Source organism: Nocardia yamanashiensis, assembly GCF_021183565.1.
GTDB classification, from domain to species: Bacteria; Actinomycetota; Actinomycetes; order Mycobacteriales; family Mycobacteriaceae; genus Nocardia; species Nocardia yamanashiensis.
The window spans coordinates 6,847,937-6,874,499 of record NZ_CP089226.1 but is presented as its reverse complement, the minus strand read 5'-3'; the positions used below and the strand labels follow the sequence as shown (position 1 = coordinate 6,874,499).

The 26,563-nt window shown below is 68.7% G+C and carries 22 protein-coding genes; 13 read left to right on the top strand and 9 right to left on the bottom strand.

The window, feature by feature from the left end; all coding sequences use genetic code 11:
* Positions 1-8 precede the first annotated feature (8 nt).
* Genes LTV02_RS31675 through LTV02_RS31665 form a run of 3 tightly spaced genes read right to left on the bottom strand, consistent with a single transcriptional unit; the run spans position 9 to position 3,386 of the window.
* A complete protein-coding gene (locus LTV02_RS31675) occupies positions 9-1,991 on the bottom strand; it encodes a M13 family metallopeptidase (RefSeq protein WP_233035376.1) in 1,983 nt (660 codons plus the stop codon).
* Between the two features lie 47 nt (positions 1,992-2,038).
* Complete coding sequence (locus LTV02_RS31670) at positions 2,039-2,419, bottom strand: DUF397 domain-containing protein (protein ID WP_233035375.1); 381 nt, start codon at positions 2,417-2,419, stop codon at positions 2,039-2,041.
* Between the two features lie 31 nt (positions 2,420-2,450).
* Positions 2,451-3,386 (bottom strand): Scr1 family TA system antitoxin-like transcriptional regulator, encoded by a 936-nt coding sequence (locus LTV02_RS31665; RefSeq protein ID WP_233035374.1) that lies wholly within the window; start codon positions 3,384-3,386, stop codon positions 2,451-2,453.
* A gap of 89 nt (positions 3,387-3,475) precedes the next feature.
* Between LTV02_RS31665 and LTV02_RS31660 the strand changes: the two genes are divergently transcribed.
* The gene (locus LTV02_RS31660; protein WP_067720570.1) at positions 3,476-3,949 is read left to right on the top strand and encodes a hypothetical protein; all 474 of its coding nucleotides are present in this window, start codon (positions 3,476-3,478) and stop codon (positions 3,947-3,949) included.
* A gap of 51 nt (positions 3,950-4,000) precedes the next feature.
* Here LTV02_RS31660 and LTV02_RS31655 read toward each other — a convergent pair whose 3' ends face one another.
* A complete protein-coding gene (locus LTV02_RS31655; protein WP_233035373.1) occupies positions 4,001-4,492 on the bottom strand; it encodes a DUF4190 domain-containing protein in 492 nt (163 codons plus the stop codon).
* Positions 4,493-4,501: 9 nt separating this feature from the next.
* Positions 4,502-5,281 carry a pirin family protein gene (locus tag LTV02_RS31650; protein ID WP_233035372.1) on the bottom strand — a complete coding sequence of 260 codons (780 nt, stop codon included), beginning with the start codon at positions 5,279-5,281 and terminating at the stop codon, positions 4,502-4,504.
* Positions 5,282-5,539: 258 nt separating this feature from the next.
* On the opposite strand from LTV02_RS31650, the gene LTV02_RS31645 reads away from it, so the two are divergent.
* From LTV02_RS31645 to LTV02_RS31635, 3 genes are all read left to right on the top strand, one after another.
* On the top strand, positions 5,540-6,010 hold the full coding sequence (locus LTV02_RS31645) for an NUDIX hydrolase (protein WP_067720539.1): 471 nt from the start codon (positions 5,540-5,542) through the stop codon (positions 6,008-6,010).
* Positions 5,917-7,458, top strand: a complete 1,542-nt coding sequence (locus tag LTV02_RS31640; RefSeq protein ID WP_408639285.1) for an MFS transporter — start codon at positions 5,917-5,919, stop codon at positions 7,456-7,458. Before LTV02_RS31645 ends, LTV02_RS31640 begins: the two co-directional genes overlap by 94 nt.
* Before the next feature lie 108 nt (positions 7,459-7,566).
* Positions 7,567-9,198 carry a DUF4185 domain-containing protein gene (locus LTV02_RS31635; protein ID WP_233035371.1) on the top strand — a complete coding sequence of 544 codons (1,632 nt, stop codon included), beginning with the start codon at positions 7,567-7,569 and terminating at the stop codon, positions 9,196-9,198.
* 7 nt (positions 9,199-9,205) lie between these two features.
* Here LTV02_RS31635 and LTV02_RS31630 read toward each other — a convergent pair whose 3' ends face one another.
* The 3 genes from LTV02_RS31630 to LTV02_RS31620 are packed head-to-tail and all read right to left on the bottom strand — an operon-like array spanning position 9,206 to position 11,546.
* The gene (locus LTV02_RS31630; RefSeq protein ID WP_233035370.1) at positions 9,206-10,069 is read right to left on the bottom strand and encodes a 5-oxoprolinase subunit C family protein; all 864 of its coding nucleotides are present in this window, start codon (positions 10,067-10,069) and stop codon (positions 9,206-9,208) included.
* Entirely contained in the window at positions 10,066-10,797 is a 732-nt protein-coding gene (locus tag LTV02_RS31625) for a 5-oxoprolinase subunit B family protein (RefSeq protein ID WP_233035369.1), read from the bottom strand. The genes LTV02_RS31630 and LTV02_RS31625 overlap by 4 nt, the downstream gene beginning before the upstream one ends.
* Positions 10,794-11,546 (bottom strand): LamB/YcsF family protein, encoded by a 753-nt coding sequence (locus tag LTV02_RS31620; RefSeq protein WP_233035368.1) that lies wholly within the window; start codon positions 11,544-11,546, stop codon positions 10,794-10,796. The genes LTV02_RS31625 and LTV02_RS31620 overlap by 4 nt, the downstream gene beginning before the upstream one ends.
* 152 nt (positions 11,547-11,698) lie before the next feature.
* Between LTV02_RS31620 and LTV02_RS31615 the strand changes: the two genes are divergently transcribed.
* Together LTV02_RS31615 and LTV02_RS31610 are read left to right on the top strand one after the other, a co-directional pair.
* Entirely contained in the window at positions 11,699-12,601 is a 903-nt protein-coding gene (locus LTV02_RS31615; protein ID WP_233035367.1) for an NAD-dependent epimerase/dehydratase family protein, read from the top strand.
* Between the two features lie 87 nt (positions 12,602-12,688).
* Entirely contained in the window at positions 12,689-13,516 is an 828-nt protein-coding gene (locus LTV02_RS31610) for a hypothetical protein (protein WP_233035366.1), read from the top strand.
* A gap of 23 nt (positions 13,517-13,539) precedes the next feature.
* Here LTV02_RS31610 and LTV02_RS31605 read toward each other — a convergent pair whose 3' ends face one another.
* The gene (locus LTV02_RS31605; protein WP_233035365.1) at positions 13,540-15,027 is read right to left on the bottom strand and encodes a CCA tRNA nucleotidyltransferase; all 1,488 of its coding nucleotides are present in this window, start codon (positions 15,025-15,027) and stop codon (positions 13,540-13,542) included.
* A gap of 165 nt (positions 15,028-15,192) precedes the next feature.
* Here LTV02_RS31605 and LTV02_RS31600 point away from each other — a divergent pair, with 165 nt between their 5' ends.
* The 7 genes from LTV02_RS31600 to trxA all read left to right on the top strand — a co-directional run bounded on the left by LTV02_RS31600 (position 15,193) and on the right by trxA (position 26,468).
* Positions 15,193-15,747 carry an NUDIX hydrolase gene (locus LTV02_RS31600; protein WP_067826128.1) on the top strand — a complete coding sequence of 185 codons (555 nt, stop codon included), beginning with the start codon at positions 15,193-15,195 and terminating at the stop codon, positions 15,745-15,747.
* Positions 15,744-18,284, top strand: coding sequence for a DUF6049 family protein (locus tag LTV02_RS31595; RefSeq protein ID WP_233035364.1), 2,541 nt, complete (start codon positions 15,744-15,746; stop codon positions 18,282-18,284). Before LTV02_RS31600 ends, LTV02_RS31595 begins: the two co-directional genes overlap by 4 nt.
* A 908-nt stretch (positions 18,285-19,192) precedes the next feature.
* Positions 19,193-23,047, top strand: coding sequence for a murein biosynthesis integral membrane protein MurJ (gene murJ, locus LTV02_RS31590; protein ID WP_233041776.1), 3,855 nt, complete (start codon positions 19,193-19,195; stop codon positions 23,045-23,047).
* A 235-nt stretch (positions 23,048-23,282) separates the two neighbouring features.
* Positions 23,283-23,867: an RNA polymerase sigma factor SigM gene (gene sigM / locus LTV02_RS31585; RefSeq protein WP_233035363.1), complete on the top strand. Its 585-nt coding sequence runs from the start codon at positions 23,283-23,285 to the stop codon at positions 23,865-23,867.
* Between the two features lie 102 nt (positions 23,868-23,969).
* Positions 23,970-24,860 (top strand): hypothetical protein, encoded by an 891-nt coding sequence (locus tag LTV02_RS31580; protein WP_233035362.1) that lies wholly within the window; start codon positions 23,970-23,972, stop codon positions 24,858-24,860.
* Positions 24,861-25,135: 275 nt separating this feature from the next.
* The gene (gene trxB, locus LTV02_RS31575; RefSeq protein ID WP_233035361.1) at positions 25,136-26,119 is read left to right on the top strand and encodes a thioredoxin-disulfide reductase; all 984 of its coding nucleotides are present in this window, start codon (positions 25,136-25,138) and stop codon (positions 26,117-26,119) included.
* A gap of 10 nt (positions 26,120-26,129) precedes the next feature.
* Positions 26,130-26,468 (top strand): thioredoxin, encoded by a 339-nt coding sequence (gene trxA / locus LTV02_RS31570; protein ID WP_067717813.1) that lies wholly within the window; start codon positions 26,130-26,132, stop codon positions 26,466-26,468.
* Positions 26,469-26,563: the final 95 nt, after the last annotated feature.

Here is a 26,563-nt window from a genome sequence, read left to right as displayed (position 1 = left end):
GGCCCCGGCTACCAGATCTTCACCCGCTCGGCCGGATCCAGGTAGAGGGCGTCGCCGGGTTCCACGGCGAAGGCTTCGTGGAAGCCGTCGAGGTTGCGGACCACGCCGTTGCAACGAAATTCGGGCGGGGAGTGCGGGTCCACGGCCAAGCGGCGGATGGCTTCCTCCTGCCGGGCCTTGGTGCGCCAGACCTGCGCCCAACCGAAGAAGACTCGTTGCAGGCCGGTGAGGCCGTCGAGTTCGGGGGCTTCCTTGCCGTCGAGGGAGATCTTGTAGGCCTCCAGCGCGATGGAGAGGCCGCCGAGATCGCCGATGTTCTCGCCGATGGTGAACTCGCCGTTGACGGTGTGCTCGTCGGCCAGGTCCTTGGGGGAGAACTGGTTGTACTGGTCGATCAAAGCCTTGGTGCGCTTGCCGAATTCGGTGCGGTCGGACTCGGTCCACCAGTCGATCATGTTGCCGTCGCCGTCGTACTTGGAGCCCTGATCGTCGAAGCCGTGGCCGATCTCGTGGCCGATGACCGCGCCGATACCGCCGTAGTTGGCGGCGTCGTCGGCGTTCATGTCGAAGAACGGGGGCTGGAGAATGGCGGCGGGGAAGACGATTTCGTTGAGGCCGGGGTTGTAGTAGGCATTGACCGTCTGCGGGGTCATGAACCATTCGTTGCGGTCCACCGGGCCGCCGAGCTTGTTCAGGTCGCGGTCGTGTTCGGCGGCATAGCCGTTGCGGTAGTTGCCGACCAGATCGGTGGGATCGATGGTGATGTTGGAGTAGTCGCGCCACTCGTCGGGGTAGCCGATCTTGGGGGTGAACTTCTCCAGCTTGGCGAGCGCGGCCTGACGGGTGTCGGGGCTCATCCACTCCAGGTCGGCGATATTGCGGCGGTAGGCCTCCTGCAGGTTCTCCACCAGTTCGACCATGCGGGCCTTGGCTTCCGGCGGGAAGTGCTGGGCCACATAGAGTTTGCCGACGGCCTCGCCGAGCAGATCCTGGACCACCGAGACGCCGCGCTTCCAGCGTTCCCGGTTCTCGGGCGCGCCGGTGAGGGTGCGGCCGTAGAAGTCGAAGTTGGCCTCGACCAGATCGTCGGTGAGGTAGGGGGCGCGGGCCTTCACGATGCGCCAGGCCGCCCAGGCCTTCCAGTCCTCGATGGACTCCGAGGCCCAGAGCCGGGCGAAGGTGCGGACGTAATCGGGCTGGCGGACCACCAGTTCGGCGAACAGTTCGCGGCCGGAGCGGTCCAGGCCGGCCGCCAGCGCGGAAGTCCACCCATCCCAGTCGAATTCCGGGTTCTCCGCGGCCAGGGCATCGAAAGTGGTGAGGTTGTAGCTCAATTCGGCGTCGCGGCGGCGCACCACGTCCCAATGCCCGCCGGCCAGCTTGGCTTCCAGGTCGAAGACGCGCTGCGGGTCGTAGTCCAGGCCGGCCAGCTCGAACATGCGGCCGATGTGCGCCAGGTACTTCGCGCGGATCTCGGCGTACTCGTCCTTGTGGTAGTACGACTCGTCGGGCAGGCCGAGGCCGGACTGGGTGGCGTGCACCAGGTAGCGCTGCGAGTTCTTGTCGTCGGTGTCGACATAGAAGGCGAGCGCGCCGCCGACGCCGGTGCGCTGCAGGCGGCCGATGAGCGCGGCGAAATCGGAGCTGTTGCCGACCGCGGCGACGGCGGCCAGTTCCTCGGCCAGCGGCGTCAGGCCCGCCGCCGCGACCGCCGCGGTGTCCATGAACGAGTTGTACAGGTCACCGATCTTGCGCTCTTCGCTGCCGGGCGCGGCATCGGAGGCGGCGGCCGCCTGGATGATCGCCTGCACGTCCCGCTCCGCCTGGTCGTACAGCGTGCGGAAGGCGCCGTCGACCGCGCGGTCGCCCGGTATCTCATAGGTGTCCAGCCATTTGCCATTGACGTGCGCGAACAGGTCGTCCTGCACTCGCACACCGTCATTACGGAAAGACAGGTCGATACCGGAGGGAGCGTTCAGCTGCGAAGTCACGGAACCCAGTATGCCCACTTCCGGCGCGGCGGGCCGGGCGCTCGCCTTCAGGCGAACACGGGAATGCGGTCGAACTCGCCGTCGCGGGCGCCGGCCAGAAAAGCGTCCCATTCTCCAGGGGTGTATACGAGAGTGGTCTCACCGTGGCGCAGCACGGTATGCCCGTCGGGGCGGGTGCGGGCGGTCAGGGCGACCGGATCCGTGCCGCAGCTGAGCACTACGCCGAGGAAGGACATCCATTCGGGTGCCGTGACGGTGATAACGGGCTCCGGTTCGTGACGCCGTTCCGGATCGCGCCGGAACTTGCTGTCGCGAATGAGCACCACGGCACCGTCGAAACGGACCTCGACGCACTGATTTCCATTATTGGTGCGGGTCGATGTGAACCAGCCGGTGGAATCCGGCTGGTAGTTCGCGGTGGTAAGCATGGGCGGTATTTTACCGTCGGACATGTGTCTCCTACCCTTGCGAATAACGTTTGATCATCGCCAAAGACTCTGTCCGGCCGAGTGATTGGTCGAGCGCGCGCACGAATGCGAAACTCAAGTCGCGGACCTGGTCCGGATCGTCCACCGCGCCGCCGAAAACAGCGCTCTCCACCCAGCCGAAAGTCGGGAGATTTTCCGACGCGAAATCGAGCAGGTGGAAACTCGAGCCGCCCAGAATCGCGCCGTGCGAGGCGCTGAACGGAATCACCCGCACCGTCACCGAATCCAGTTCGTCCATCAAATCGGCCAGATGCTCGAGTTGCCGGCGGAGCGCTTTGGGGCCGCCGATCTGTTGCAGGAGGGTGGCCTCGCCGACCACGGCGGTGAGTTCCAGCCGTTCCCCGTCCGCGCGCAGGCGTTCCTGCCGGCGCATGCGGACGGCCACCAATTGCTCGACCTGGACGGGCCGGATCATCACGTCGGCGCTGATGAGGGCCCTGGCGTATTCCTCGGTCTGGAGCAGGCCCGGCACCACCAGACTGTCGTAGCTGCGAATGGCCTCCGCGCCGAATTCCATGCCGTAGTAGCGCTGCAATTCCGCGCCGATCAAGGCCGAGGACTTGGTCCACCAGCCGCGTTCCTTACTCGCGGTGAGCAATTCGAGCAGTTCCTCACGCTCCTCGCCCTCCACCTCCAGCAGCTCCAGCACCGGGCCGATGGTGGTGGCGGTGAGGACGCGCCGTCCCTTCTCCACATGCGACCAGTTGGCCGGGGTGAAACCGACCCGCTTGGCGAAGGTGGCCGAATCGAAGCCGCGTTGCTCACGCAGCTCCCGAAGCCTCAGGACCAGCTCCCAACGCGCGACGGTCGGAGAGACCGGCGCAGGCTTGTGCTTCTGGGGGTTCGGGGGCGCAGCCCCGCCGCGGGGAGGCGGAGGCGCGAGTCCCCGAGAGTTGGGTTCGCCCATGCCGAGGGACTCTACTCCGGAAATCCCCCGGCGTGTGACTATTGTCATACCGATTGCGGGGCCTTAGGGTCATTAGCAGGAGGTTCGCCATGAGCGCGCTGGACCCGTCCTCGTACACCGCCACCCAGGAGGCGTTGGCGCGGTGCCGTAGCTACCGCAAGGAAAACGGTCTGTACGGAGTGGTGGATTCGGTATTGGGCCGAATCATGTTGGAAGTCGGGTCCGTCGGGGCCGTCACCATGCCCGCTGAACTGGGTAAGCGCGTGCGCGACCGGTTGCTGGCGCAGCGCCGGTGCGGGCCCGTCATCGCCCATCCGCGCTCGGGGCGATGGACGTTCCTGACCGGGCCCAGCGACGATTCGTATCTGGACATGACGCTGTTCTCGGACCTGTTCCGGGACTGCGCCGCCGTGGCGCTGCCCGGTAGCCAGATCGTTCTACCGTCGCCCACGGACGAGCACGCCGCCTATCGAACGTGGATCTGCCCGCCGGACGGCGACTTTCGGCCCGAACTCGCCGAAGTCCTCGCGGCAACCCGCGAATGCCGCCCGGCGGCAAGCTGACCCAGTTCTCAACTGGGAAGAGGGAATTGGGGGCTGGGCCCCCGAATCCTCTTAAGTGGGTTCGGGGGTGAAGGTAATGCTGAACCGGTCCTCGACCCGCTGCTGGAAGTCCCGCTCGCACTGGTCGATCTTCGCCTGATCGCCCTTGGCGTCATTGATGCAGCTGATGTAGTCGGTGGTCCCCGTCTCGGAGAACACGAACCACACCAGAATGCCCGCGATGATGCCGCCGATCAGACTGATGGCCCCGAGGATCAGACCGCTCAGCGCCATCCCCTTGCCGTCCCCGGTCCCGGCGCGCACCTTCGACAGCGCGATCAGACCGAAGATCATGGCCAGCAGGCCGAAGATGATGCCGAGGATCGTGAAGATCACGGTCCAGAAGGTCAGGATGCCGAGAATGCCCAGGACCAGCGCGGCGATCGCGAGACCCTTGCTCTTCGGCTCACCCTGCCAATAGCCGCCGCCACCCGGTGGCGGATAACCGCCCGGGGGCGGTGGTGGATTCTGGCCGTACTGTCCGGGAGGTGGGTACTGTGCCATGCCCAGATGCTATTGCCCGCCGAGGCGAGCGTGCATCTCCCACACCAGGATTTCGGACGGGATGTTCGCGGTCACCCGCTGCCCGCCGCTGCGCACCATGCGCACCGCGTCACCCTCGTACAGGGTGCCCACGCCCTCCATGTCGATCTCCCCGCGCGCCACGAAAAGATGCAGGTAGGGCGCTTCGGGTAGGCGTACCTCCACGGGTTCGGCCGGGCCCGCCATGCGCGCCACGTGCAGCGCCGAATGACTGCTGTTGATGGCGATGGCGGTCCGGTCGCGATAGCGCGGCAGCCCCGAGGCCACCGTCACCAGCCCGCCGCCGGCCAGCTCGTCGTCGATCTCCAGCTGCTGATAGCCGGGCGTCAGGCCCGGCTCGTCCGGCACCACCCACATCTGCACGAAATGCACCGGCTCCTCGTGCTCGGGAGCCGTGCTGATGCGCCAGGAATCGTTCTTCTCCGAATGCAGGATGCCCGCGCCCGCGCTCATCCGCTGGGCCAGGCCCGGATAGATGACGCCGCTGTGGCCGAGCGAATCCTGATGCACCAGGCTGCCGCTGAGCACCCAGGTGACGATCTCCATATCCCGATGCGGATGGGTTTCGAAACCCTCGCCGGGCAGGACTATGTCCTCATTGTTGACCAGCAGCAGGCCGTGATGGGTGTTGTCGGGATCGTAGTGTTCCCCGAAGGAGAACGAATGCTTCGAATCCAGCCATGCCACACGCGTTTTCATACGATCGCCCGCGCGATGGACATCGATGTGTGGTGTCGTGAGGGTGGACACCGCCGTACTCCTCTCACCGGCGAGCACCGATCAGAATCCAGGGTAGGGGCACAATCCGCGCCTTCAGCTGAATTCCCGGTAAATTCTATCGTGAGAGCAGCACCGCCCTGCACGCCGCCGACCAGGCACTTCGATATCGGCATGGCGAACAGGCAAATACCCGGCGACCATCCGCTATCGCGAGTGCCCCGCCAGCGGTATTCGGTCGGCGACCGTATCATGATGTGCCGCAAGTGAAACCGGAGGGAGAGCAGGGGGATGCGACCCGAAGTACTCGCGGGCATCGAACGCGAACTCCGGCAGCAGGCCGAAGACGAAGGCATCGTCCACTTCGTGGTCGGGGTGGCGGTATTCCGCAATGGGAAACTGCTGGTCGTACGGCGTGTCGCCGACGATTGGCACGGGGGGATGTACGAACTGCCCGGCGGCGGTGTGGAATCCGGGGAAAGTTTCGCCGAATGCGTGGAACGCGAACTCTTCGAGGAAACCGGACTGCGGATCACCCGCATCACCGATGTGCTGGGCGGGTTCGACTACGCCACCCGGACCAAATCCCGGGTGCGGAAATACAGCTTCGTGGTGGAGGCGCTGGACGGGGAGATCGTGCTCGATCCGGGTGAACACGACGAATTCCAATGGGTCGATGCCGACAGTCTCGACAATCTGCCCATGGCCGAGGATATGCGCGCGGCCGTATTCGCCCTCGTCACCACGCATCCCGCGCGGTGAGCACACCCGCCACCGACCACACCCCGGAATCCGGACCAGGTTCGCCGCCCCGCCGCACGCCCCGCGCCGTCCTCGCGACGGTGCGCACCGTTGTGCGGGAGAGCCCGGGCACGCTGCGGCTGAGCGTCATCCGGCTGGCCGGGCAGTTCGGCGACGGCATGTTCCAGGCCGCGCTGTCGGGGGCGATCCTGTTCAACCCGGAACGCGAAACCGATCCGCTCGCGATCGCGGGCGGCTTCGCGGCGCTGCTGCTGCCGTATTCGATCATCGGCCCGTACGCGGGCGCCATGCTCGACCGCTGGGATCGGCGGACGGTGCTGCTGGTCGCGAATATCGTGCGGGCCGTGCTCATCGCGGTCACCGCGGTGGGGCTGCTCGCCGGGATGGGCAATCGGCTGCTGCTGGTGTTCGCGCTGGCCGTGGTCGGGGTGAGCCGGTTCGTGGGCGCGGGCGTGTCGGCGGCACTGCCGAAGGTGCTGGCCCAGCGCCGGCTGGTGCCGATGAACTCGATCCTGGCCACCGTCGCGTCCGGGTGCGCGGTGCTGGGCGCGGGCGTGGGGTTCGGCATCATCGGCGTGGCGGGCGCGGGTGATCTCGGCTCCGCGCTCGCGGTCGCGGTGAGTGCCGCCGGATCAGCGATCGGCGCGGTCGTGACGAGTGGATTCCGGCCGCGCGCACTCGGCCCCGAACGCGAGCCCACCGTAGTGGCCGCCGCGCCATCCCACGCGGGCACGAGCGCGAACAGCGGTACCGCGACCGGCGCGAGTGCCGATGCCGGGACCGTCGAAGCCAGCACGCTCCGGGCGCTGGCGGCGGGGTTGAAATCGGGGGCGACGGCGGCCTGGCGGTCGCGTGAGGTCACCACGGCGATGATCGGGATCGGCGCGCACCGCATGGTGTTCGGGGCCGACACGCTGTTGATGGTGCTGGTGCTGCGGCGCGGCGACGGGGGCGGGGTGGGGACGCATCTGGCGAAGTTCAGTGCGGCGATCACCGCGACCGGGGGCGGGATGCTGGTGGCGGCGGTGGTCGCGCCGTTCCTGATTCCGCGGCTGGGGCGGTCGCGGACGGTGGTGACCGGGCTGGTGACGGCGATCGTGGTGCAGTTGGCGCTGGTCACGCCGATCACCATCGCCACGGGGGCGGGGGAGCGGCGGGCGGAACTGTGCTTGCTGGCGGCGGCCTTCCTGCTCGGCTTGTGCGGGCAGACCATCAAGCTGACCGGGGACGCGGCCATGCAGATCGATATCGACGACGCGCATCGCGGGCAGGTGTTCGCGCTGCAGGACACCGTTTTCAACATCACCTACGTGCTGGCGCTGGCCGGGACGGCGCTGTGGATTCCGAAGGACGGGCGCTCACCGGTGCTGGTGCTGGTGGCGGCGGGCGTCTACGGCTGCGGGATCGCCGCCATCGCGGCCAATTCGCGGCGGCATGCCGGGCGGTAGCCGGTCTCGGGTCGATCACATCCGGCCGACAGCGAGGTGAACGGCCGGGCGTGTCGCGCGGGAACCGATACGGTGGGAGTCCCAGCCCGATGAGGAGGCTCACGACGCATGCGATTCCGCCCGCTCGGCCCGCCCGCGCGTATCGGAATCCCTGCCGCACTGGCCCTCTCGGGTGCTCTTGCCGTGTGCGCGGGACTGTTGCCGGTGACTCCGGCGCGGGGCGCGCCGCATCCCTGGGCGCCGCCGCCCGTGAACAGTTGCGGGGAAACCGGTTTCGATCCGCTGTTGCGCGAACCGCTCGAACCGGCACCGGAACCCGCACCCGCGCAACCGGATCCGACCATTCGCATCACGGTGCCGGTGCCGACCTTCGTGCCGGTGCCGGTGCCCGGTCCGCGGCCGGACAATACGCGGATCGATCCCGCGCCCTTGCCCGCGAATCCGTGCGACAACCCCTGCCCGGACATCCGGGACAGTCCCAAGCCGGCGCCGGTCACGGCCACGCCGGAAACCACTGCACCCGAACCGAATCCGGACGAGCCGACCACCACCGCACCGCCGGCGACCACCACCGCGCCGCCCGGGATCTTCCCGAACATCGAACTCCCGAAGATCGAGCTCGAGCCGCGGACCGAGACCGTCCCCATCCCGGTGCCGGGCGGCGATCCGCCGGAACCGCAGCCGGGTCCGGCGGTGGATCCGCAACCGTGGGAACCCGGCCCGGCCGCCGCGCCGATCCCGCTGCCACAGGTCGAAGCCGTCGATCTGGTCGGCCAGCTCACCGGGCACGGCTCCGAGAATCGCACCGATATGCGCTGGTCGGTGGACGGCACCGACCTCGGGCTGATCTACGAGACCGGGCCCGGACAGGTCGCGGTGGTCTTCGGCGACACCTTCGGCAAGGGCTGGGAGCCGCCGGGAGCCGGCACCGGAGATCAGGACTGGCGCAGCAATACCCTGGCCTACAGCACCGACCGTAATTTGGCCGACGGCCTCACCCTGGACAGCTTCGTCCAGGACACGCGCTGCCACGCCGCCGAGATACTGGACAGCCGCAAGATCGAGAATTTCGAGGTCACCACCATTCCCACCTCGGGCTTCACCCTCGGCGGGCGGCAGTACCTGAGCTATATGTCGATCAATGCCTGGAGCCGGATGCCGGGCGCGTGGGTGACCAATCGCGGCGGGCTGGCCTGGTCCGACGACAACGGCCGCACCTGGACCAAATCGCTGTGGGCGCAATGGGACAACTTCCTCGGCGCGGCACGCTTCCAGGTTTCGGCCATGGTGCCGCACGGGGACTACATCTATATGTTCGGTACGCCGAACGGCCGCTACGGGACCATCGGGCTGGGGCGGGTGCGCGCCGACCAGGTGCTGAACAAATCGGCCTACCAGTATTGGATCGGCGGCACGTGGGTCTCCGCCAATGGGGCGAGCGAATTACTGGTCAGCCCTTTGGTTTCCGGGCCGGTCGGTGAGTTGTCGATTCGGCACGACGCGGGCTCCGGGCTGTGGCAGATGGTGTATCTCGATGTCACGGCGCATCGCATCGTGCTGCGTACCGCCGCGGAACCGCAGGGTGCGTGGAGCGATCCGGCGCCGCTGATCGACACCGACGACTATCCGACGGCGTACGGCGGATTCATCCATCCGTGGTCGACGAGCACGGACCTGTACCTGACCATGTCGGCCTGGAACAGCTACAACGTCTATCTGATGCACGTGGCGCTGAAGTGAATTCGGGTCACGGGGCGCGGCGGAACCGCAGCGCCTGACCCGGGCGGGCCTGCGCCACCGCGTCCACGTCGGCGTCCACCACCACCGCGATGACCGGATAGCCGCCGGTAATCGGGTGATCGGCCAGGAAGATCACCGGCTGGCCGCTCGGCGGGACCTGCACCGAGCCCAAAGCCATGCCCTCGGTGGGTAATTCGCCGCGCACGCGCCGCTCCAGCGGGGGACCCGAGCGCCGATCCAGGCGGGCTCCGATGCGATCGGTGTCGGAGGAGATCAGCCATTCGCCCGCGAAAAGCGCCGCGGCATCGGTGAACCAGTCGTCGCGGGGACCGGGTACCGCGTGCACCACCAGTTCGCCGTCCGGCGGCGGCGGCACCGGAGCCACGTCCACGATGGGATGCACGCGCGGCGGAGCGCCGATCGGCAGCACGTCACCGGCGCGCAGCGGCTCGGGGCCGATGCCCGAAAGCGTGTCGCGGCTGCGCGATCCCAGTGCCGGCGGCAGGTCGAGGCCGCCGCGCACCGCGAGATAACTGCGCAATCCGGCGGTCGCCCAGCCCAGCCGAAGCCGTTGGCCCTCCTCTACTTCCAGCACGCTCGACATCCCCATCGCCCGGCCGTCGAGCGTGATGGGCAGCGCCGCACCCGTGACGGCGACCGTGAGCCGCCGCTCGGCCAGCAGTTCCAGCCCGCCCAGCAGGACTTCGATTCCCGCCGCGCCCTCCGGATTCCCGACCAGCCGATTGGCCAGCCGCAGCGCGGAACGATCCGCCGCACCGGACATTCCGACACCCGAATCGAACCACCCGGGCCGCCCCAGGTCCTGCACCGTGGCCAGCGGACCGACCCGCTTCACCCGGATCGCCGTCATCGCGCCGCCTCCGCGATCACGAAACGCACCCGCGTCCCCGCCCGCACCAGCGCGGGCGGATCCCGGTCCACATCCCACATCGGCGCTGCCGTGGTGCCGATCAACTGCCAGCCGCCCGGACTCCGGCGCGGATAGACCGCCGAATACCCACCCGCGAGCGCCACCGCGCCCGGCGGAATCGCGGTGCGCGACTGCTCGCGGCGGGGCACCGTCAATCGGCCGTCCGGCGATTCCAGATAACCGAACCCGGGCGCGAAACCCACGAAGGCGCAACGCCAGATCGTCCCGGTGTGCTGGGCGATCACTTCGGCCGGGGTCAGGCCGAGCAGCCGGGCCACCGCGTCGAGATCCGCGCCGTCGTAGCGCACGGGGATGACGACCGGTTCGGAGCGGAAACCATTGCCGCCCACCGAGGATTCCATTCGGCCGGCCCCCTCGGCGGGCCGATCCCGGGGACCGTATGCCCCGGCGGGCACCCGCGCCCGCGCTGCCGAGCGGGCCAGCAGCGCTTCCAGCCGCCGCCGCACGGGCTCCGCCGCAGCCGCCGAAACGAGTGTGACCAGCACGGTTTCGGCTGCGGGAAGCACATCCAGCACCCCCTCGGGCCGCTGCCGCAAAGCCGCGACCAGCTCCGCCACCGACTCCCTGGAAGCTGGAATCACCAGCAGCGCACGATCACCCGCCGCCCGGATCTCCCCGGCCGGAGAACTCACCGACGCCCCGGTCATGCGAAGGGGCGTAGCGGGACGCCCGAATCGTCGAGGGCAGTGCGGATGCGGCGGGCCATTGCGACGGCGGCGGGGGAGTCGCCGTGCACGCAGATGCTGGCGGCGTGGACGGCGACGGTGCCGCCGTCCACGGTGGCGGCCTTGCCGGTGCGGGCGATCGAAAGCGCTTGCGCCACGGCATCGTCCTCGCCGAGGACCGAGCCCGGAAGGCCGCGCGGAGCCAGCAGGCCCTCGGGGGTGTAGGCCCGGTCGGCGAAACCCTCACCGATGAAGGGAGTTCCGGCGGCCGTGGCGGCCGCTTCCATTTCGGTGCCGGCGGGGCCCAACAGGGCCAGGCTGGAATCGAATTCGCGCAGGGCCGCGACCACGGCGTCGGCGAGGGCGCGATCGGCGGCGGCCGCGTGGTACAGCGCGCCATGGGGTTTCACATAGCGGACGCGGTCGCCGGCGGCGCGGGCGAAGGCATCGAGGCTGCCGAGTTGGTACAGCGTTTCGTCGCGGAGGTCGGCGGGGGCGATGTCGATGGCGCGCCGGCCGAAGCCGGGGAGGTCGCGGTAGCCGACGTGGGCGCCGATTCGTACACCCCGCTCGACAGCCAGCGCACAGGTGCGGCGCATGATCGACGGGTCTCCGGCATGGAAACCGCAGGCGATATTGGCGCTGGTGACCACGTCCAGCATGGCCGCGTCGTCGCCCATCCGATATGCGCCGAAACCCTCGCCTAGGTCGCTGTTCAGATCCACGGGCATATGTTCTCCCAGCCGCTGCTCGTTCCCGGTCGCAGGTTCGATTGTGGTCGCGACGGCGGACGGCGACAACAGGCGCCGTTCAGCGACCGGATCGTGACCTGGTTCACAGGGGCGTGGTGTCACGGATGCGGGGCAACGCCTGTCCCATGGACATGAACGAGACGAAGCAGGTACTGGTGGCCGGGGCGAGCGGAGTCCTGGGCGGCCACATCACGCACGCGCTGCGGCAGCAGGGGTACGCCGTCGTCACCCTGGGCCGCGGCGCGGGGTCCGACGTCATGGCGGATCTGATGAATCGGGATCAGCTGCTGCGGGCCGTCGAAGGATTGCGGGTGGACACCGTGGTGCACGCCGCCACCGCGCTGCACAAGGCGCCCATGAAGCATCGCGATATGTTCGCCACCGACGATCTGCGGATCACCGGCACCGGGAATCTGGTGGAAGCCGCCAAGCTGGTCGGGGCACGGCGGATGATCGCCGAATCCATGGTGCTCGGATACGGATACCGGGACTTCGGCGAGCGCGTTCTCACCGAACAGGACGAATTCGGCCGGGACGGAGACGAATCCGTGGCCCGGCATCTGGAGGGCATGCGGGTCAAGGAGCACCTCATGCTGAATACGCCGGGTATCGAAGGGATTTCGCTGCGGTACGGGCTGTTCTACGGGCCCGGCGGCACCGAGGCCGTGGTCGAGATGCTGCGCAAACGGATGCCGGGGGTCAACGATCACGGGCGGGTGCTGCCCTGGGTGAATCTGGTCGACGCGGGGCGGGCGGTGGCGCTCGCGGTCGAGAACGGCACTCCCGGTGCGGCTTACAACATTGTCGACGACCAGCCGGTCGGCTTCGGGGAGCACCTGCGGCTGGTCGCCGATATCTTCCGCACCCCCAAGCCCATCACCGTGCCGAACTGGGCGCTGCTGCCCATGTCCTACCTGCACGCCATGACCAAGGTGAATATGCGCGTCGCCAATGCCGCGGCCAAGGCCGAACTCGGCTGGAAACCGCAATATCCCTCCTGTGCCGACGGCCTGCGCGCGCTGGCCGCCGCTTGACCAGAGCGCACCGGTCCCCGGGATGTGACCTGGATCGCAGGGCGAAGCCTGGAGATGTCATCTGCGACCGCTACGCTCGAACCAATCATGGCCACGTATTTCGACCCGAAGTCCTGGTCTCCACTGCGGGCGGTGGACCTGGGGATGGACCTGGGCAAACGGCTGTTCGACCAGACCTGGGTCGACCAGTGGACCAGCTTCACCACCGCCTGGCTGGATCCGGTGGCGGATTTCGGGGCCGGGACCGTCACCGCGCTCATGCCCGACGTGCTCATGACGCTGCTGTCGGAGGGGATTCTCAGTCAGTTCGGCGGGCAGGAGGTCAGCGCGACCTTTCTGGGACATGATCTGCGGGCCACGTTGCACACCTTGAAGGTGCGCAGGCGCGGGGCGCACTTCCAATCGAAAACCGTGCTCACCGAACTGTTCTGGAATACGCATCCGATTCAGGAATTGACGGTGATCGCGCACGGGGTGCGGTTGATCCCGGGCGTGCCGACCAAACTGCGCAGTCAGCAGCTCGAACTGAGCGGCGTCATCTCCGTTGCCGCGCTGCTGGATTGGATCAATACCTGGCAGCCGGACTGGGAACTGGCGCCGGCGGCGAACGGGATGGTGCTGGCCAAGCACCGGCATCGGCGGATCCGAGCACTCGCCGAGGCCGAGATCGTCGACAATGTGCTGGTCGTCAAGGTGCACAGTGCGTACTGGCGGAAAGTGCGCGCGCCCAAGCGGATGACAATGCTGAAGCCGATTCCGTTGACGCAGTTGCCGAATCAAGCCCGTATCAGTCGCGCCGAGCGCACGGGCGACATGATCGAATTCGCGGCCGACCTACCGGGACTGACCGGGTCGTTCGATCTGGCGCAGATCCGGTCGGCCATCGTCGCCGGAACCACGCTCATCGTCTTCTAGTGCGGAGACAACTCTCGTAACTCTCAGGGGGCTTCGCCCCCCGAACCCCCGTTCCACCAATTCAGCAGCTCTGCCTTCGCCTCTTCCGGCTCCATCGGGCCGCGGTCCAGGCGCAATTCCTTCAGGAACCGCCACGCCTTACCCACGTCCGGACCCGGTTGCAGCCCAAGCAATTCCATGATCGCGTTACCGTCCAGTTCCGGACGCACCCGATCCAGATCCTCCTGCTCCTTCAGCCGCTCGATGCGCACTTCCAGATCGTCGTAGGTGGAACGCAGCAGCGCCGCCCGCCGCTTGTTGCGGGTCGTGCAATCCGCGCGCACCAGCTTGTGCAGCCGGGGCAGCAGGTCGCCGCCGTCGGTCACGTAGCGCCGCACCGCCGAATCCGTCCACTGCCCCTTGCCGTAGCCGTGGAACCGCAGGTGCAGGTACACCAGCCGCGCCACGTCCTCGGTGAACTGCTTCGGATACTTCAAGGCGCGCATGCGCTTTCGCACCATCTTCGCGCCCACCACCTCGTGATGGTGGAAGCTCACCCCGCCGCCGGGCTCGTTGCGCTTGGTCGGCGGCTTGCCGATGTCGTGCAGCAGCGCCGCCCAGCGCAGCACCAGGTCCGGATCGCCCTCCTCCTGGTCGATGGCCTGCCGCAGCACGGTCAGCGAATGCTGGTAGACGTCCTTGTGCTGATGGTGCTCGTCGATCTCCAGCATCATGGCGGGCACCTCGGGCAGCACCCGTTCGGCCAGCCCGGTCTCCACCATGATGTCGATGCCGTCGGTCGGGTACTCGCCGCCGATCAGCTTGTCGAGTTCGGTGTGAATGCGTTCCGCGGTGATCCGGTCGATCTCGCCGGCCATGGCGGTGATGGCTGCCCGCACGCGCGGCGCGAGGGTGAACCCCAGCTGCGATACGAACCGCGCGGCCCGCAACATGCGCAGCGGATCGTCCTGGAACGAGTCCTCCGGCGCGGCGGGTGTGTCGAGCACGCCCTCGAGCAGATCCTCGACACCGCCCAGCGGATCGACGAATTCGAGTTCGCCCAGCTCACCGATGCGCACGGCCATGGCATTGACCCGGAAGTCACGCCGGACCAGATCGCCTTCGAGGGTGTCGCCGAAGGTCACCTCGGGATTGCGGGAGACCCGGTCGTAGGTGTCGGCGCGGAAGGTGGTGATCTCCAGCTGCTGGCCGTCCTTCGAGGCGCTGACCGTGCCGAAGGCGAGCCCGCCGGTGTCCCACAGATTGTCGGCCCAGCCGCGCATCAACTCCTGCACGACCTCGGGCCGGGCATCGGTGGTGAAGTCGAGATCGGTGCCGAGCCGGCCGAGCACCGCGTCGCGCACACTCCCGCCCACCAGATACAGCTGATGGCCATGGGCGGCGAAAAGCTCACCCAATGGGGTCAACACGTCGGAGAGCCGTCCCAGAGTTATCGCCGCCGCGGCGAGCAATCGGGTACGGCGATCCACGCTTGCTTCCTCGGACTTCGGCGAAACCACGAATACGCACATTACCGAACTCTCCGGGGCTCTCAGGGGCTCCGCCCCCGAACCCCCCTCGGTCGAGAGGTCGGCGTGCCGTGTGGGCACCGGGCTCTACCTGGCATGCGGCGATGAGCCGCACGAGTGCGGGCGCAGTAGAGCGGGAGCGCCCGCTCTCACCGCTAGACTGACGCCGTGTCCCCGGCCGATCGCGCGAACAATCGCCGCCGCCAGCCCCGGCGCCGCGGTTCGGCCGGTAGTGCGGCGAAACCCGCCGGTGCCCCGAAACCACGCATGCGCACGGTCCGCGAAACCTCCGCGGGCGGGCTCGTGGTGGACGGTCTCGACGGGCCCAGCGAGAAACGGTGTGCCGCGCTCATCGGGCGTACCGACCGGCGTGGACGGTTGCTGTGGTCGCTGCCCAAGGGCCATATCGAAGAGGGTGAGACCGCCGAGCAGACCGCCATTCGTGAGGTCCAGGAGGAAACCGGTATCCACGGCACGGTGGTCGCCGAACTGGGCAGCATCGACTACTGGTTCGTGACCGAGGGCCGGCGGGTACACAAGACGGTGCACCATTATCTGATGCGATCGCTCGGCGGGGAATTATCCGACGCCGACGTGGAAGTCACCAAGGTGGCGTGGGTTCCGTTGAGCGAACTCGATTCCCGGCTCGCCTACGCCGACGAGCGCAGGCTGGCCGAGGTCGCCAACCGGCTGATCGACCGGATGGAGAACGGCAGACAATGACGCGTGCGGGGTCCGAGCGTGCTGGGCGAGACACCGCGGCGGTTACACCGAATCGAACGCAGCGGAAGCTGCACCGCTGGGTGCTGTCGCTGATCGCGGTGCTGCTGACGGTGCTGACCGGCGGGCTGCCCGCGTCCGCGCAACCCAGCGGCAGCAATGGCGCCGGTGCGCCGAGCACGCCGAAATTCCTGAAGCTGTCGCTGGATTCGGTGACGCCCAATACCATCACCGCCACCAGCGACCCGTACTTCGTGGTGTCGGGGACCATCACCAATATCGGCGACCGGCCGGTGGACGATGTGGCGGTGCGCATCCAGCGCGCCGCGGCGGTCGGCACCCCCAGCGGGCTGCGCTCCACGCTGCGGCTCGATCAGATCAACTACGACGTCACCGGCGAATTCCAGGACGTGGCCGAACGATTGACGCCCGGCCAGCGGAAACAGTTCAGCCTCACCGTCGCTCTGCAGGCCGGCGGCGAACTGCCCGGCGGCGTCTCGGCTTTGGACATCACCGCGCCGGGCATCTACCCGCTGCTGCTCAATGTGAACGGCGAACCGGCCTACGGCGGTCAGGCCCGCCTGGACGACGCGCGGTTCCTGCTGCCGGTGCTCGGCGTGCCCGCCGCGGCCGACGCCAAAACCCCTGCCGCCCCGCCGGTTACCCCGCCCGCCGACGCGCCGGTCGCCACCACCATGCTGTGGCCGCTGGCCGACCGGCCGCGCCTGGTCGCCGGGATTCCCGGTTCGCCGGACGGGCAGGCGCTGCTCACCGACGACGACCTGGCCGGTTCGCTCGCCGCCGGCGGACGGCTCGATCAGCTGGTGGCGGCGCTGGAGACCTCGCTCAAGACCGAGGGCCAGCGCGACAAGGTGCTCAACAGCGCGCTCTGCCTGGCCGTCGATCCGGATCTGCTGATCACCGTCTCGTCCATGATCGACGGCTACCGGGTGCTGGCCAGTCCGTCCGATCCGGAAGGGCCGACCCGCTCCGGCACCGGCGCGCACGCCGCCAAGACCTGGCTGGAACGACTGCGCACGCTGGCCTCCGGCATGTGCGTGGTGGCCTTGCCGTTCGCGCAGGTGGATCCGGGCGCACTGGCCGCGACCGGCGATGTCACGCTCGCCGACCGGGCGCTGAACGCGCCCGCGGAACTGGTGGATTCGCTGCTGGCGGTGAAATCGGTGCGCGGGGTGGCGGTACCGGACGCGGGCAGCATCGACAACGAGGCCGGGGCGCTGCTGGCCCATCACGGGTACACGACGGCGGTGCTGGCCGACAATGCGGTGACCACCGGCGAGGGCCGCACCAATCTGGTCAGCACGAAGACGCCGGGCGCCCCCGCGGCCGCTGCGCCGGAGCCGGTGAGCCCGGATATGGTGCGGCTGGCCGGAATCGGCGATGCCGCGCCGGGCGCGCCGGAGCTCAAGGCCGCCACCTTCGATATCTGGGCGGCCACCGCGCTCGCCGCCGTCGGCTCGCATCCGCCGACGCCGCCCTTCACGCCGGAGAAGGTGCGCTACGACCTGACCAACGATTCGCGGGCCGCGCGCCTGCAGGACGCGCTGGGCGCCATCACCTGGACGGCCCTGAATCCGCAACCGGGACGGCCGCGTTCGGCGCTGCTCATGCCGCCGCAGCAGTGGGGAGCCAACAAGGAGGAGGCGACGGCGCTGCTGGGGCAGCTGCAATTGCTGTTCCGGACCAATCTCGCGGCGCCCCGCGCGCTCACCGATCTGCTGGCGCAGGCGCCGGATCCGCAGCCGTACGAACTCGACTACCTGTCCCAGGCGGCGAGCGAGGCGGTGCCGGCGCATTTCGTCGAACCGGTGCGGCAACAGGCGCAACGCATTACCGAGATGATGAACGCGCTGGTCGAGGTGCCGCAGCAGGAGCTGAGCCCGCGCGCGTTCCTGAATCCGTTGCGCGACGACCTGATCCGGGTGCTGAGCCTGTCCGATCGGCGGGCCTCCGGCGCGCAGGCCGATACCTCGGCGCAGCGGCGGCTGGATCAGACCGGGCGGACGCTGGACAAGCTCTTCGGATCGGTGACGGTGCTGCCGCCCGGCGGCGTGTACACCCTGGCCTCCGAACAGAGCCCACTGCTATTGGTGGCGCGCAATGATCTGCCGGTCGCCATCCGGGTCGAGTTCCGGATCGACGCGCCCGCCGAGACCAACATCACCGATATCGGCGAACAGGTGCTGCCCGCCAAGGGAACCCGCTCGTTCCAGGTCCCGACCGAGGTGTCCGACAGCCGGAACCTGGTGATTCCCATTGCCTTGAGCACCCCCGACGGGGTCCCGCTCGGCAATCAGGTTTCGGTATCGGTGCGGTCCAACGCCTACGGTCAGGTGTTGGCGATAATTACCGCGAGCGCCTTCGTACTGCTGCTCCTGCTGGCCGGTCGCCGGCTCTGGCACCGCTTCCGCGGGCAGTCCGATCCGGCCGACGAAGGGCTGGACCCGGGAACACGTCGCAGGGTCAACCGGTACCGGCGCGCGCGGAAACAGGAGTTGAAACGACAGGAGACACGGTGAGCGAGTACGGCGGGCCGCGCTCATCCGGCCGACCGGAAGGTCCGGGACAACCGGGCCGTCCCGGTCGTCCCGAAGACTCCGGTCGCGGCTCCGGGTGGTCCGGGGACGCCGATCCGGGCTACGACGGGCCCGACGACTACGACGCACCCGGCCATTACGACGATCCCGAGCTCTTCGGCGGGCCCGGCAATGTGCCGCCGCGGTTCTCGGTGGGTGGCCGTCCCGAGGTGCCGGGGCGGCGGGAAGGACCGGACGGACCGCCGCCGCGGCGCGCGCCGTCGGCACCGTGGGAGCGTGGCACGCGGCAACCCGGCCGCCGGCCCGGAGCAGGAGGAGGGAACGTGCCGACCGGAAATCCACCGGGAGCACCGGGGCGTCAACAACCCGGTCAACCGTCCGGTCCGCGTTTGAATCCGGCGCGCGAACCCGAATCCGGGCCGATCCTGCGCCGGCCCACCGGGCAGCAGCCGGTACCGCCGCGCCCGCCGCAGCCCCCGCAGCCGCCGCGAGCAGCGCCCGCACGACCCGGGCCGGACGGCCGGATCGCGCCCGAGGAGCGCTACCACTGGGGACACGGCGCGCCATCCGATCAGGATCAGGGGTACGACGCGGGGCGGTATTCAACGCCGCCGCAATCGAATCCGCAGTACGGCGGGCCGCGATCGAATCCGCGCGGCTACGCCGACGAACCCGGTGCGCCGCGCTACCCGAGCGGACCGGCCTCCGGCGCGCAACCGCGGTATCCCGACGGACCGGCCTCCGGCGCCCAGCCGCGCTACGCCGACGGACCGGCCTCCGGCGCGCAACCGCGCTACCGGGGTGGGCCCACCTCGGGGCAGCAAGGACGCCGGGCCGGCGGTCCGGCCTCCGGCCCGCAACGCTACGCCGCCGGCCCCGCCTCGAATCCGATGCCGCGGCAAGCGCAATCGCTGCCGCGCAAGGTGCCGGGCGCGACCACGACCGGACAGTTGCCCGAAAGCGCCAAGGCCGAGAACTCCAACGCGCGACTGGTGCGCGACTCCGGCTCCATGGCCATCGCGACCCTGATCAGCCGCATCACCGGCTTCGGCAAACAGCTCATGCTGCTGACCGTGCTCGGCCCGGCCATCGCCTCGGCCTTCACCGTCGCCAGCACGCTGCCCGCCATGATCTCCGAACTGCTGCTCGGCGCGGTGCTCACGGCCATCGTGGTGCCGACCCTGGTGCGCGCGGAGAAAGAGGACCCCGACGGCGGCGCGGCCTTCGTCCGGCGGCTGTGCACCGTGGCGTTCACGGTGCTCGGCATCGGCACGCTCATCGCCCTGGCCATCGCGCCGATCCTGACCTCGCTGCTCGTCTCCGACAGCGGCAAGGTGAGTTCCGGCCTCACCACGGCGCTGTCGTATCTGCTGCTGCCCGCGATCCTGCTGTACGGCATGTCGGCGCTGATCATGGCCATCCTCAACACCCATCAGGTGTTCAAACCCGGTGCCTGGGCGCCGGTGTGGAACAACGTCGTGGTGCTGGTCGTGCTGTTCCTCTACTGGATCACCCCCGGTGAGATCACCCTCGATCCCGTCCGGATGGGCGAGCCGAAACTGCTGCTCCTCGGCGTGGGCGTCACGCTCGGCGTGGTGGTCCAGGTGGCCTGCCTGCTGCCCGCCATCCGCCGCGAAGGCATCGACCTGCGCCCGCTGTGGGGCGTGGACGACCGGCTCAAGCAGTTCGCGGGCATGGGCGCGGCCATCCTGCTGTACGTGGGGATCAGCCAGGTCGGCTGGATGGTCAGCACGCACGTGTCCTCCAGCGTCGACACCGCCGGCCCGGCCATCTACCAATTCGCCTGGCTGCTGCTGCAATTCCCGTACGGCGTGATCGGCGTGACGCTGCTGACGGCCATCATGCCGCGGCTGTCCCGCAATGCCGCCGCCGACGACACACCGGCCGTGGTGGACGATCTCGGCACCGCGACCCGCCTCACCATGATCGCGCTGGTGCCCATCGTCACCTTCCTGACCTTGGCGGGACCGCAGATCGGCGCCGCGCTGCTGTCCTACGGCCGCTTCGGCCAGAACGACGCGCACCGGCTCGGCGAAGCCGTGTCCGGATCGGCGTTCACGCTGATTCCCTACGCGCTGGTGCTGATTCACCTGCGGGTCTTCTACGCGCGCGAACAGGCGTGGACGCCGACCTGGATCATCCTCGGCATCACCGGCGTCAAGATCGTGCTGTCGCTGCTGACGCCGGTCTTCTTCGCCGATGATCAAGTGGTGGTCGCCCTGGGCGCGGCCAACGGTCTCGGCTTCGTCGCGGGTGCGGTGATCGGCGGCTGGCTGCTGCATCGCAGCCTCGGCGATCTGCGCATGACCAATGTCGGCCGCACCGTGACCCGCGTGGTCGGCGCCTCCCTGGCCGGCGGCGCGGTCATGCTGATCGTGGACAAAATCCTGGGCCTGCACCGGCTTTCGGATTCCTTCGGCGGCATCGGCTCCATGGTCCGCGTCGGTCTCACCGCGATCATCATGTTCGGCGTCGCCTTCGGCCTCATGCGACTGGCCGGCATCCCGGAGATCGTGGCCATCACGGTCGCCGTCTCCCGCCGCCTCGGCATCACCCCGCCCGCACCCGATCTCGGGCTCGAGGGCGGCGTCGTCGAGGACATTCACGAGACCACCGTGCTGGCGCGACCCGATCTGCGCGCCGCGCCGTACTACTACCGCTTCGATCCGTACCTCGACGCGCAGACCATGGTGCTGCCCGTCATCCGACCCGATGCGGTTGACATCACCGGTACGGGCGAACTCCCGTACCCTGTTCGGCAGAGAAGCGCAACTGCCGGAACCGGCCCGGACGAGCCCACAACTCGGACCGAGCCGGACGATTCCCGCGCGAGCTCGGGTAGCGACGTCAGAAAGGCGCAGGACGATGCCGTCCGCATGTCACAGGATGTTCCGGCCCGGCGAACCTCGGCATACCAGGGCGAAGGAGGAGCGAGGGTGAGCGACGACGCGGCGGGCGGTGTCCCGGCCGCCGACTCTACTGCGAACGCGGGCGGCGGGCTGTCCACCGATGTGCCCCCGACCGCGGCGCAGCAGAGCGGAAAGCCGGGCGCCAAGGCCGAATTCGTGGATTCCGAACCGGAGAACCTACCGGAGGACGAACCCGAATCCGGCCCCGAAACCGGCGTCTACGAGGCGATATCGCCCCAGATGCCGCCCATGCGGGTGGAGTCGCCGACCAAGCGAGTCCAGCGCGGGCCCAAGCTGATTCCCGGCGCGTCCGTCGCCGGCGGCCGCTACCGGCTGCTGGCCGGGCACGGCGGGGCGCGCGGACTGCGCTTCTGGCAGGCCCTCGACGTCAAACTCGACCGCGAGGTCGCGCTCACCTTCGTCGACGCCGACCAGAAGGACGCCGACAACTCCGGACACGATGGGCCGCAGGCCATCCTGTCCCGCACGCTGCGGCTCGGGCGGATCAACTCGCCCGGTCTGGCGCGCGTGCTCGACGTGGTGCGCGGGTCCTCCGGCGGCATCGTGGTCGCGGAATGGACGCCGGGCCGCTCGCTCAAGGAGATGGCCGATACCGTGCCGTCGCCGATAGGAGCCGCGCGGGCCATTCGCGCGCTCGCGGCGGCGGCCGAAATGGCGCATCGCGGCGGCGGATCGCTGTCCATCGACCATCCGGACCGGGTGCGGATCAGCGCCACCGGTGATGCCGTGCTGGCGTTCCCGGGCACGCTGTCGGATTCCGACGCGCAATCGGACGTGCGCGGCCTGGGCGCCATGCTGTACGCGCTCATCACCGCGCACTGGCCCATTCGCAGTGGCGGCGTGACCGGTTCGGCCGCCACCGTCGGCGGACTGCCGCTGGCCGATTTCGGCCCGGACGGAACTCCGGTGGAGCCCAGGACCATTCGGCCCGAGGTGCCCTTCGAGATCTCGGCGGTCGCGGTGCGGTCGCTGGAATCCAATAAGGGCGTGCGCACCGCGGCGACCGTCCAGCACGTGCTGGAACAGGCGTCCGTGGTCGACCAGAAGACCGATTTCATTCCGGTGCTGCGACTGGGCCAGCGCCCGCCGAGCGCGCCGGACGAATCGCTCGCGGATCCGGAACTGCTTGCGGCCGAGAAGGAACGGTCGCAGCGGATGATGTGGATCCTGGTCGGCCTGGGCGTGCTCGCCGCGCTGGTGGTCGGCGTGATCATCTGGTGGCTGCTGAGCGTGTTCGCGCCCGGCGCCTCCGATCAGCCGCTCAACGAACAGCGCAATATCGGGCTCACCACGGCCAGCGCCGCACCCGCGGTGCCCGGCTCGTCCGAGGCTCCGGCCGCCGCGGCCACCGGCGGCGTGCCGGTGCCGGTGACCGGGGCCATGGTGTTCTCGCCCGAGGGGACGCCGGACAACATCGGCCAGATCGGGGCGGTGCTGGACAACAATCCGACCACGCTGTGGCGCACCGACCAGTACTTCCAGCAGTTCCCGGCGCTCAAGAAGGGCGTCGGGGTGGTGGCCACGCTGGGCAGTCCGAGCAAGCTCACCAAGGTGATCATCGACTCGACCACGCCCGGCACCCAGGTCGAGATCCGCACCGCGCCGACCGCCTCGCCGACCCTCGATCAGACCCAGCTGATCGGGGCGGCGACGCTCGGCAACGGGGTCACCGAGATCGCGGTGCAGGCCGATCAGCCGGCCCGCTACGTGCTCGTCTGGATCACCGCGCTCGGCCAAAACGGGGGGCAGTACCAGTCCAATATCTCCGAACTGCGTTTCGAAGCCGCACCGTAGTACCCGCTGACGCGCCCGCGTGAGCATCCCGCGGAGCCGCTCGCCGATCACCGCAATGCCGCGGTTTCATCGTTCGGTCCGAAGCCCGCAAAACGGACCGGTCGCGGTGTCGGATTCGCCCGAAAATGCCTCGCTAGCTGCGCCTTTTCCGGCCGATCCATTGCTACCGAATCGTTATCTTCGATACGATCTTGCGTATTCCCTGGCAAGAGCTCACCGGCACTAGGGGTCGCATTTGTCGTCAGCGCAGGAAAACGCCGTCCGGTCCCGGCCGCCCGTCACCGAGACCTCCGATCGCGATCTGCTCGCCGCACACGCCCACGGCGAACGGCACGCGTTCGCGGAGCTATTGCGGCGGCATCGCGATCATCTCTGGCAGACCGCGCTGCGCGCCTCCTATTCGCCCGAAGACGCCGATGACTGCCTCCAGGAGGCCATGCTGTCGGCGCACCGCGGCGCGCGGAACTTCCGCGGCGACTCCGAGGTCAGCAGCTGGCTGCATCGCATCGTGCTCAATGCGTGCGTGGACCGGATCCGGCGCAACAAACTCCGCCGCACCGAACCGCTGCTCGACGATTCGCCGTACGAACCCGCTTATCCCCGAGACGATTTCGCCGCCCTCGACGCCACCCTGCTACTCGACGACGCGCTCTTCCGGCTGCCCGCCGAACAGCGCACCGTGCTGGTCCTGGTCGAGCTGGAGAACTACTCCGTCGCGGATACCGCTGCGCTGCTCGGCATTCCGGAGGGAACGGTGAAGAGCAGGTGCGCGCGGGGGCGGCGGCGACTCGTCGAACATCTCGGCCCCGAGAACTCCTGATTTCGCGCGAAATCCAGCAAGATAGCGGGAACCGGTATTCACACCGGTACGTCGAATACTCGAGAAGGTCTGCGAATTCCCACATCTGGCCCTGGAGGGGCAATGGACGAGAAGACCGGAGGGACAGCCGCGCCGCGGTTCTCCACCGAACTGCTCGGTGAACTGCACGCCGGACTCATCCCGGCCGCGGAATCCGAACAGCTGTGGCCACAGGTCCGCCGCGACCCGGCCGCCGTGCGTTACCTGCGTTCGCTCGACCGCGTGAACGACCGGCTGCACGAACTCGGCCGCGCCGGCCGCATCGTCCACCCCATGCCCGATGCCGTTTCCGCACGCCTGGAACGAATGATCGACGACCTCGCCACCGCCGATTTCACCGACACCGCCGAACGAGTCGCCACCGTGCATCAGCTCCACCCCGACCGGACCCCGCAGCCGCCGGTCCCGCCGTCCACGGCCCCCATGCCCGCCGTCAACGCCGCCATCTTCGACACCGGTCGCCTCGACCCCCGCGACCTGGACCACCCCGACCTCGACCACGGCGAGGAACCGGACGACACCGAACCGGTCCGCCACGAGAACCTCTCCCGCAACCTGCGCTGGGTCACCGCCGCCGCCGCGGCCGCCGCCGTCATCGCCGGGGGAGTGGTCGCCGTGGACGCCATGCAGAACCGCACCACCGCCCCCGCTACCGAACAAAGCGCCGCGGCCCCCGCCCTCGCGCCCGACTTCTCCAGCACAGAAGTACTGACCGCCATGGGCCGCCACGAAATAACCGGCCCCCTCGCCAGCGGCACCGCCCTCGACGACTGCCTCGAAGCCGCCGGCCTCGGCCGCGCCGTCCTGGGCACCCGCAGCGTCACCTACGCCGGCACCCAGGCCGTCCTGGTCCTGCTGGCCGGCCCCAAACCCCCGCAGATAACCGCCGCCGTCCTCGGCAACACCTGCACGCCGGCCAACCCCCAGCTCCTGGCCAACACCGACATCGGCTGACCAACCGCCTCAACGGTTTTCAACCACAACTCCAGCCAGCCCTGACTTCCGTTCGAGGGAGCGGGCGGAACTTCCGCTTCGGTCACCCGTCCGCATCAGCGCGTGGGTGACCGGCGCCTCCTTTTCGGGGGTCTGGGGGCTTGCCCCCAGGTCACTCCTGATGGGGGTGTGGGGGCGCAGCCCCCACGAAACCAACACCACGAAGAGCGGGGAATGTCAGCGTTTACGCTGTTGTTGACCCACACGCTCGTTTCACAACTGCCTCGGAGGGCCTCTTGAGTACGCCTGTACGCGACCTGATCATCGTCGGTTCCGGTCCCGCCGGCTACACGGCAGCCGTCTACGCGGCGCGTGCGGAGCTGGAACCGCTGCTCTTCGAGGGCACCCAGTTCGGCGGCGCGCTCATGACCACCACCGAGGTCGAGAACTTCCCCGGTTTCCGCGAGGGCATCATGGGTCCCGACCTCATGGAGGAGATGCGCGAGCAGGCCAAGCGATTCGGCGCGGACATCCGCACCGAGGACGTGGACGCCCTCGACCTGTCCGGCACCATCAAGAAGGTCACCGTGGGCGGCGAAACCCACGAGGCCTACGCCGTGATCCTCGCCATGGGCTCGGCGGCCCGCTACCTGAACGTCCCCGGTGAGCAGAAGCTGCTCGGCCGCGGCGTCAGCGCCTGCGCCACCTGTGACGGCTTCTTCTTCAAGGGCCAGGACATCGTGGTGGTCGGCGGCGGCGACTCGGCCATGGAGGAGGCGACCTTCCTCACCAAGTTCGCGGCCAGCGTCACCGTCATCCACCGCCGCGAGGAGTTCCGCGCCTCCCGCATCATGCTGGAGCGCGCCAAGAACAACGAGAAGATCCGTTTCATCCTGAACGCGGAAGTGGTTGAGGTGCACGGCGATTCGAGCGTGACCAGCCTCACCCTGCGCGACACCCGCACCGGCGAGACCTCGGAGCTCGCGGCCACCGGCCTGTTCGTCGCCATCGGCCACGATCCGCGCAGCGAACTGGTGCGCGGCCAGGTCGAGCTGGACGACGAGGGCTACGTGAAGGTCCAGGGCCAGAGCACCTACACCTCGGTGCCCGGCGTGTTCGCCGCCGGCGACCTGGTCGACCACACCTACCGCCAGGCCATCACCGCCGCGGGCACCGGCTGCCGCTCGGCCATCGACGCCGAACGCTGGCTCGCCGAGCAGGGCGACATCACCAGCAATACCCTCGATCACGCCGGTGCGCCGGTCGAAGTGAACAACTAAGGAGTACGACATGTCCGACGCCAAGACCACCGCGACCGTGACGGTGACCGACAAGACGTTCGCCGACGACGTGCTGCTCAGCGAGAAGCCGGTACTGGTCGATTTCTGGGCGGCCTGGTGCGGTCCGTGCAAGATGGTCGCCCCCGTGCTGGAGGAGATCGCGGCCGGCAATTCGGACAAGATCACCATCGCCAAGGTGGACGCCGACGCCAACCCGGAGTCCTCGAAGACGTACGGCATCTTGTCGTTGCCTACTATGGTCCTGTTCCAAGGGGGCAGGGAAGTCAAGCGGATCGTCGGCGCAAAGGGCAAAGCGGCCCTCTTGCGCGAACTCGAGGGTGTTCTCTGACCACACTGGGTAGGATTTGCGCGCTGACGGAGGCCGGAGCGGGAGCCGACAGGTTCCTCCTCCGGCCTTCTACCGCAGCGCCACGCTAGGATTCC